Below are 9,261 nucleotides of genomic sequence, written 5' to 3'. Positions count from 1 at the left end.
TACAAGAACCTGGGACTCAAGGAGGTCCCGCTACCGAGAAAACGATATGCTGCAAAATGAGTAGTGACCACAAAAATCGCCAAGCCCCTGAATGACGCCAAACCTTGATCTAAATTGGCGAACTTGGGTTAAGAAATAAGGCACTGAAATAGTGATAGCCCGCCGTTGCCTTTACCTGAAAAACCACGTCACGCTGCTCAACTCGACCATCTGACCGTCGCTTTTGGCGCATCGAAATATTAATTTCAGCTTTTAGGTTGCAATAAAATTTTAAGAGCGTTATGCCCTCGATATCGCTTGCGGTTTTGGCGGTACGGCGACCGCGCTGGCCTGCAGTTTCCCGGCAGCTGAAATCGTGGGTATCGATTTATCCCACCCGCTGTTGGGTACGGCAAAATAAAGCTTCCAGGCCGTATTGATTTCAAAAAAAGGATGCGCAAAACATGTCGTAAGATGACCATTCATTTGATGCGGCATTGAACATCAATATAGTTGACATAGTGGGAGCTCCGCTTTAAATGCCCGATGAAATCGAGAGGGATCTAAAATCCGGTGGAATGCTCTTTGTTGCAGATCTGTGCCGGTCCTGGCTGTGCCTGGTGGAGAAACAAATACGGCCATGACCCTGGAGGAGGCAAAAAATCTGTTCGATCGGTTCAAGCTCCGGAAAAGTGTGTTTTCTTCTGATTTTTTGTGATGGCGATTCGAATCGAAAAAGAGGGAGTAATAAATGTGTGACAACCACAAAACAATCTCCGATCAGATTCAGGACTGTGTCCCCAATGATTTTTTCGATCTTATCCCGGGTTCACTTTTTGTAATAAATCTGAACGGTCGCATTGTCGACTGTAATGAGGGCGCCTGCGAAATGTTCGGGTACAGCAAAAATGAAATGCTTTACCTTCGATCCAAAGATCTCCTGCCGGGTGACAGAAATTATACTCCCCCGAATATTTTTACCGATTCCGTCGATTCATATATATGGTTAAGCTGTTTGAAAAAAAATGGCCACATTTTTCCCGTACTTTACAAGAATCGCATCGTTGTGGTCAACGGGCAAAGATTCGCGTTGTTCAATGTTGTTGACAAATTCGAGATAAATTTGGGATCCCAAAAAAATAAAGAATGTAAAAACTGTCTGGAAGAAATTCCTCATTCTCTTTGCATGAGCTGGGAAAAAAAAGGCGATGATTATCTTCTCGTGGGTTATGATAAGGTGACCGAACTTTATACCTCAGGAAAGATCTCAGGTTTTATAGGAAAAAAGGCCCGGGATCTTTACCAGAATCAATCAGACATTCTGAGCAATTTTGATCTTTGCATGCAGAAAAAAAATGTTCTCAGATTCGAATCTCCGTATTGTATGTTTTCGACCGGTGAAAATAAATATATGATAATCACTTATGTCTTTGTGCAACCAAACCTGGTGATTACCTTCTGTGACGACATAACGAAACGAAAAAAAATTGAAAATTTGTTGCGTGAAAGTGAAAAACGCCGCCTGCTTGCCCTGGAGGCAGCCAGTGAAGGAGTGTGGGAATGGAACATCCCGAGCGGCACAATTATTACATGTGCCGCCTATTTCAGTATGCTGGGATTCGGTCCAGATGATTTGCCCCTGTCAAACCCTGAAATCATAACGTCTTATGATGAATTTTTGGATTTGGTGCATAAAGATGACAGAAACGATGTTGACAAGCGTCTGCGCCACTGTATTTCCTGTAAGGAGCGCACGTGTGAAACGGAATTGCGCCTCAGGACCAAAACCGGCAGCTGGAAATGGATCCTTAAAAGAGGACGGGTGGTTGACTGGGACCCGGACGGGAACCCGGTTCGAATGATTGGCACGCATATCGATATCGATGAAAGCAGACGGGCGAAAGATGCGCTCAAACAAAACGAAGAACGCCTCAGAGCGCAATACATGGGCCATCCGCTACCGACCTATACCTGGCAACGGATGGGGAATGAAATTATACTCGTTGATTACAATACCGCTGCATATAAATTTACAAACGGACATATTGCAGAATTTATCGGCAGGAAAGCCCGTATACTATACAAAAAAAATCAGGAGATATTCGACACCATTATAAATACCTACGATGACAGAACGATCTATAAAGGTGAGACGCTCTACCGCATGTTCAGCACGGAAGATGAAAAATACGTCACTTTTACATGCGCCTACGTGGCGCCCGATATGGTTCTGGTATACATGGAAGATATTACCAAGCAACGGTCGGTGGAAAAAAAATTACAACGTTCGAAAAAAGATCTGCAGAAACTCACCGCACAGCTCATCACGGCAGAGGAAAATGTGCGTCAATCCATCGCGCAGGAACTACACGACAGTATCGGTCAATACCTGAGCTCCATCAAGTACGTTGCAGAGAAAAGCGTTGCCCAGATACATGCCGAGCATCCCGACAGCGAAGAGTCTTCTTTGAACACGCTTGTTCCGATAATCCAAACCGCAATTGACGAGGTGTCCCGAATTTCCATGGACTTACGCCCCTCGACTCTGGACGATCTGGGCATCATTGCTACCGTCTCCTGGTTCTGTAGAGAGTACCAGGCCGTTTATCCGTCGCTTGAACTGGCGAAAAATATCGAAATCGAAGAAAGTGACGTACCGTCTCCAATAAAAATAAATTTATTCAGGATACTTCAGGAATCCCTGAATAATGTCGGTCGTCACAGCCGGGCGACCTGTGTCCGTATCGGTCTTTTAAAAACAGAAAACAGGATTGAAATATTCATCACGGATAACGGAATCGGCTTCAATGTTCAGGAAAAAATCCACATCGGTCTCAATGGCCGCAGAGGCTTCGGGCTTTTCAGCATGCAGGAACGAACCAAACATTCAGGCGGTATGTTCTCCATTACGTCAATTCCGAAAAAAGGCACGACCATACGGGCATCATGGCCCGGCAAGTGATGCGCCATCAGCACGCCAGACCCTGTTTGATTGCATACGCCGTCAAAGCGGAGGCATTATGCAGATCAAGTTTTTTCATTAAATTATCACGGTGAGTCTCGACCGTGCTTGTACTTATACAGAGATAGTCCGAAATTTCTGCATTCTTATACCCCTCGGCAACCAGTTTGAGCACTTCCCGCTCCCTTTTCGTCAGCGCATTCAAGGCACCCCGTGGCTTTTTTGCATTTCCCATCAAGTATCCTTCGATGATTCTATCGGAAATGCCGGGATCAAGGTACCGTTCTCCAGAGATGACATGATAGATCGCACTCAACAGTTCTTTGTGGGAGGATTTTTTAAGCAGGTATCCATCGGCTCCGGCTTTAAGGCAGGCACGAACATATTCCTCTATTTTATGCACGGTCAGAATTAATACCCGGGTTTCAGGTGAGCAGACTTTGATATCACCGATGACATCCAGGCCGTTGGATTTGGGCATTGTAAGATCCATGAGGATCAGATCCGGTTTGAGTTTATCAACTATCCGGACAGCTTCGAGCCCGTCTCCAGCCTCGCCCGAGATCTCAAAATCCGGATTAGCCAAAATAAGAGATTTGATACCCTCTCTGACGATTATGTGATCTTCCGCGAGAACAACCCGTATCTTCTTTTGCATTGACTACCCCCTTGCCAGTGTCAGCAGAATTATTTCCCGTATCATCCAGAACGCTCATAGCAGTCTTCATGTGAGTTTATACCATCTCTGGTGGTATTAGATAAAAGAGCATTAAGTTTCTTAACTATTGGTATTAAATACGCTATAAACCGGGCGATGTAAACACTTCTCCGATATTCATCCTGCCTTTGTCTAAGGTCAATCAGATATGAAAATAGGGTCCTTTCAGATTAAATGTGGTGTATCGCCTCTATGTTAAAAAGATTTTTCCGGGTGTAAAACTTTTTTAAAAAGTTCTTCCTGAAATGTTTTGTCTAAGGTCAACGAAGGTCTTCATTTTTGAAGGTCTTCATTTTTGAAACTGAAAGGAGAAGTTTATGTGGAAACCGGAACGATGTGATCTTTGCGGTGAGTGTCTGGAGTCCTGCCTGTACCTCGGGTACGATCGTGAGCGGGCCAAAAAAGAGATGAAGGCTCTGGTCGACGGAAAGCACAGTGAGGTGCTGGACAGATGTATCACCTGCTGCGGGTGCAATACCTTCTGCACCAAAGGCGCCCGGCCATTCGATCTTATCATTCATCGAATGGAAGAAGAGGGATCTGAACTGACAAAAGGCTCTGCAACCGCCATTCTGGAAGTGTTTTGTTTCAACCTGGCAAGGAATTTCGTCCGAAAAACAAAAAAGGGTGCTCCGTGGATAAGTATTTGTTGTATGGAGTATTTCCAGCCGCATCTGTTTTCGGAAAGCAAACTCTTTGAGGGCGTAAACATCGTGGGCGGCGGTGATTATTTCTGCGTAAACGGTATGGTTCACGGTCGGCAGGATACGGCCGTATTTGAAAACATGCCGAATTATATCTCCAGGCTCAACAAATTGCCGACCGATGAAATTATTTTTTATCACGATGAATGTTACGCGCCATTTTTCAGTTATGCAAAGGAGATGAAACTGGAGCCGAATTTCAAGCCGGTTCATTTTCTGGAATGGCTCATCCGGGTGGTCAAGGAAAATTATAAAGATGTAAAAAAACTGGGGCTCAAATGTGCGATTCAGCTTCCCTGTTCCCTGCGATGCGGTCCGGATCGGCATATATGGATCGAGGAACTGTTCGATCTGCTGGGCGTTAAACTGGTGGAGCGTAAATATGACCGCAGAAATCAGATCTGCTGCGGTGCGGTACCCGGTTTAGGTGGAGGGGCCTCCGAAATTCTGTCTGAAAATCAGCAGTTTTCTCAGGATATTCGGGATAAAAACATTGCCGACGCCAAACATTATGGCGCTGATTCGATGATGCTCCTGTGTCCTTTCTGTTATGCGGCATTAGCCAGGGATGACAAGGGATCCGGGATTATGCCGTTGATGGCGGCCGATCTGGTCCGGATGGCGCTGTACGATGAAAAACCGACTGAGTATGTAACAGGATTGGAAAGGGGGTGGATCAATGAGTAAACAATTCAAAAAACTCTGTGAGCCTATTACGATCAATGGAATGGAATTGAGAAACAGAACCGCTCTTGCTCCCATGAGCGTAGGATACACCGAGGGCGATGATCTCATAACTCAGCGGCTGATCGATTATTATGCCCGACGTGCTGAAGGGCATACCGGATTGATCATATCCGGTGTTGCACCGGTGGATCAGGGGGGAAAATCCATTGCCTTCATGAATTCCATCTGGGACGACTCGTTTATTCCGGGCTGGAAAAAACTGGCTGATGCGATTCACGCAGCCGGCTCCAAGCTGGCAGCCCAGATCATGTTTGGCGGACTTGAGGGATTTCCCATCATGTCAAAAGGACAGCAGCTTTCTCCGGACGGCGGCATATGGAAGCTGATCGAAGAGTTGTTCCCCATGCATCCTGATTTGAACAAAAGCATGTTCTTAACCCGAAAGATTACGGTTGAAGAACTTAAAGCTCTCGTGCAGAAGTTTGCGGATGCGGCAGTCAGAGCCCAAAAAGCCGGCGTAGACGCAGTTGAAATTCAAGGATCTCAGGGATTTTTGCTCCAGCAGATGATGTCTTCGCATTTTAACCATCGTACGGATGAATACGGCGGCAGCGTCGAGAACCGGATGAGATTCACGGTCGAGGTCATCGAGAAGGTTCGGGAGGCCGTAGGCAAGGATTATCCGGTGTTATTCAGAATGGTTGCCAGCGAAGGTCTTGAAGACGGTATTACCGTTGAAGAAGCCAAAAAAATGGCTCAGATGGCGGTAAAAGCCGGTGCCGATGCCATTCATGTAACTACGGGGCGCGGCATTACGGGTGAGGGTATGAATGCCATGATTCCGATTGCTGAAATCGGCCCGGCCCCGGTTGCTAACCAGATTGCCGAAATTAAAAAAGTGATTGATGTTCCGGTGATAGGTGTTCAGTCCATCCGTACCCCGGAAGTGGCCGAAGAACTCATTGCATCGGGTAAAATGGATATGGTGGCCCTGGGCAGAGGGCTGATTGCAGATCCTGACTGGGCTTTAAAAGCCGAAGAAGGAAGATCCGAAGATATCAGACAGTGCATCGGCTGTAATCAGGGATGCATTGACAACCTTTTGACAGCCTTTTTTGTGGATTGTCTCCAGAATCCGGAAGTGGGACGCGAAAGAAAATATAAACTGGAGCCGGTTGACAATCCCAAAAATATTCTTGTGATCGGCGGCGGCATTGCGGGACTTGAAACCGCCGTTACGGCTGCTAAACGGGGTCATAAGGTCACGCTTTGCGAAAAGGACAACGTTTTTGGCGGACAGTGGAACCTGGCGGCAACCCCGCCGGGAAAAGATCAATTCAACGCTGTTGTGAACTGGCGCGTGCATGAACTCGAAAAAATGGATAATGTGACGCTCAAACTCAACACAACGGTCACCCCTGAATATGTGAAAACACTGGACCCGGATATCGCTGTTGTGGCAACCGGAAGCGTTCCGATTACGCCTCCCATTCCGGGGGCTGATAAAGACAATGTCTTCAATGTCCCTGACACCCTTACCGACAAAGCCGATATTGGAAAAAATGTCGCTGTTATCGGCGGAGGGGCCTGTGGCGTTGAAACCGCTCACTACCTTCTCGACAAGGGCAAAAAGGTAACCATCGTCGAGATGCTTCCTGAAATTGCCCGGGATGAGAAATTTGCCCGAAAGGTTTTCATACTGGAGAGCCTTGCCAAAAAGGGTGCAAACGTAGCTGTATCCTCGCCGGTTAAGAAAATTACCGAAGGCAATGAGCTTATTGTCAGCAAAAACGGCAAAAATGAAAGCCTGGGCAAATTTGACACCTTTGTCATGGCTTTAGGTGTCAAGTCTGAAAACAGTATTACAAAGTATCTTGAAGGCATGGTGCCTGCCGTATACGAAGTCGGTGACGCATATCCAAACGCCGCTAACGGGTTCTCTGCTATTCAGCACGCTGCTCTGATCGGACGAATGTTATAACTTTTATGCTGATTCGGTGCGGGCCTCTTGATGTGGCCGGGGGCCCGCAGCCTTTTTCAGTTTTTTGGACGATGAGAATGACTGAAAAGGCCGAGGATAATTGGATCCGATGTCTTCGAAATAATAAAGTTCGCCTGTTTCTCGTTTATCCCCTGAAAGACAGGCAACAGCATTGTCCGGTTCGTGACGAAAGCGCCGGTTTTTTCTGTCCCAGCTGAATCAGACGCATAATCTAAGGCTGGCCGCATGCTTGGGGTTCACTCAAAAACGATATATAGCTCAACTTCGGAGACAGTATGGTGTCAATCTTACGGACAAATTTTCCAGCCGTTTGGCAATATTCTATGCCATCTAAATGGCTTAATGAGTTTAATCGTATGCATGAAAAGGACGGACAGGTATGGCGTTGTTGACAATTGAAGAAGCAATTAAAGAGATTAAAGCCGGTCGAATGGTTATTCTGGCGGATGATGAGGATCGTGAAAATGAAGGTGATCTGACGATGGCGGCCGAAATGGTAACGCCGGAGGCCATAAATTTCATGGCGAAATACGGCCGGGGCCTGATATGCCTGTCCATGACCGGTGAGAAGATCGATTCTCTGGCACTGCCGTTAATGGTGGAAAACAACGAGTCCCGATTTGAAACCGGTTTCACCGTTTCCATTGAGGCCAGAGACGGTGTGACAACCGGTATCTCGGCAGCCGACAGGGCGACAACCATTCAGACCGCGATGGCCGATGACGCCAGACCGTTCGATGTGGTCCGGCCGGGGCATGTGTTTCCGCTCCGGGCGCGGGACGGAGGGGTGATCGTCAGAACCGGCCAGACCGAAGGGTCTGTGGATCTGGCCCGGCTGGCCGGATTGAAACCGGGCGGAGTGATTTGTGAAATTATGGATGAAGACGGCACCATGGCACGAATGCCGTCGCTTGAAAAGTTCAGTAAGGCGCACGGAATAGGCATTTGCACCATTGCGGACCTGATTGAATACCGGATGCGCAATGAAAGTTTTATCCATCGCGTGGCCGAGACTACCTTGCCTACCTCCTTCGGCGGGAAATTTAAAGCTATCGTGTATGAGAACGAAGTGGATGATTATCTTCATATCGCGTTGATCAAGGGAGAAATCAATCCGGAAAAATCAATGCTGGTACGCGTGCATTCGGAATGTCTGACCGGGGATACGTTTGGATCACTTCGATGTGATTGCGGGGAGCAGCTGCACGCCGCCATGAAAATGATGGAGAATGAAGGGGCCGGAGTGCTGTTGTATATCCGTCAGGAAGGCCGCGGTATCGGTCTGGTAAACAAAATCAGGGCCTATGACCTGCAGGATCGGGGATTGGATACGGTAGAGGCCAATCTGGAACTCGGGTTCCAGCCGGATCTTCGAAATTACGGCATCGGCGCCCAGATTCTGGTGGATCTGGGGGTCAAAAAAATGCGGTTGCTGACCAATAATCCGAAGAAGATGGTAGGGCTTCAGGGATATGGGCTCAGCATCGAAAAACAGGTGCCGATAGAGATCGAGCCCAATGAATTCAACCGGCGTTATCTGGAATGTAAAAAATTAAGAATGGGGCATACGCTTCAGTTGGTCAACGCATGAAAACGATGGGTCTGCTTCTGTGACAAACACATGGACGGACCGCGGCGCAGACCGATGCCGGGATTACAGCGCCGCAGATTCTTGTCTCATCGGACTGTTTTTTCTGAACTTACCCCCCAGCCAGCTTCATGAGACCCGTATCCCCCGGATTACGCGAATCATGCAAAATCGAAAAAAACACGATTTCTCGATAGTTAGAAATCTGGTAAAGCACGGAAGGGATCGGCCGGAAGATACTAAATTACTCTTGACAAGTAGCACATTAGGACCATAGATTATATTGTTTTAACGCATGGTGGGGAAAAAAACTTTTGTCAAGCCCATCCGAATAATAACGGATTGTCGGCAAAGCAGGCCGGTTTTCATTGCAGATTCCGTGCAGCAGAAAGGAAGACTCAGACGCTATGGAATGCCTCCAGATTCAAAAGACCCGGGATGAGAGTTTTATCCGCGTGGTTGAAGAACGCAGCGGGCAGCAGATTTCAAAATGCTACCAGTGCGGGAATTGCAGCGCCAGCTGTAATTATACATATGTTTATGACTATCCGGTACATCAGATTATGCGTCTGATTCAGCTGGGGCAGAAAAAACCGGCGCTTTCGTCTCAGGCGATATGGC

At 47.4% G+C, this 9,261-nt stretch carries 6 protein-coding genes; 5 read left to right on the top strand and 1 reads right to left on the bottom strand.

Features of this window, described 5'->3' with window-relative positions; genetic code table 11:
* Window positions 1–730 precede the first annotated feature (730 nt).
* A complete protein-coding gene (locus tag PHQ97_15380; protein ID MDD4394113.1) occupies window positions 731–2,941 on the top strand; it encodes a PAS domain S-box protein in 2,211 nt (736 codons plus the stop codon).
* 7 nt (window positions 2,942–2,948) lie between these two features.
* Here PHQ97_15380 and PHQ97_15375 read toward each other — a convergent pair whose 3' ends face one another.
* Window positions 2,949–3,599: a response regulator transcription factor gene (locus tag PHQ97_15375; GenBank protein MDD4394112.1), complete on the bottom strand. Its 651-nt coding sequence runs from the start codon at window positions 3,597–3,599 to the stop codon at window positions 2,949–2,951.
* Window positions 3,600–3,976: 377 nt separating this feature from the next.
* Between PHQ97_15375 and PHQ97_15370 the strand changes: the two genes are divergently transcribed.
* From PHQ97_15370 to PHQ97_15355, 4 genes are all read left to right on the top strand, one after another.
* Window positions 3,977–5,050 (top strand): (Fe-S)-binding protein, encoded by a 1,074-nt coding sequence (locus tag PHQ97_15370; GenBank protein MDD4394111.1) that lies wholly within the window; start codon window positions 3,977–3,979, stop codon window positions 5,048–5,050.
* Entirely contained in the window at window positions 5,043–7,031 is a 1,989-nt protein-coding gene (locus PHQ97_15365; GenBank protein ID MDD4394110.1) for an NAD(P)/FAD-dependent oxidoreductase, read from the top strand. The genes PHQ97_15370 and PHQ97_15365 overlap by 8 nt, the downstream gene beginning before the upstream one ends.
* A gap of 400 nt (window positions 7,032–7,431) precedes the next feature.
* On the top strand, window positions 7,432–8,643 hold the full coding sequence (locus tag PHQ97_15360; GenBank protein MDD4394109.1) for a bifunctional 3,4-dihydroxy-2-butanone-4-phosphate synthase/GTP cyclohydrolase II: 1,212 nt from the start codon (window positions 7,432–7,434) through the stop codon (window positions 8,641–8,643).
* A gap of 404 nt (window positions 8,644–9,047) precedes the next feature.
* A partial coding sequence (locus PHQ97_15355; protein ID MDD4394108.1) for a hypothetical protein occupies window positions 9,048–9,261 on the top strand: 214 nt, incomplete at its 3' end.

It is taken from the genome of Desulfobacterales bacterium, assembly GCA_028704555.1.
In the GTDB taxonomy this organism is placed as follows: Bacteria; Desulfobacterota; Desulfobacteria; order Desulfobacterales; family JAQWFD01; genus JAQWFD01.
The sequence above is the reverse complement of the archived record's forward strand: the minus strand, read 5'-3'. Positions and strand labels throughout refer to the sequence as shown.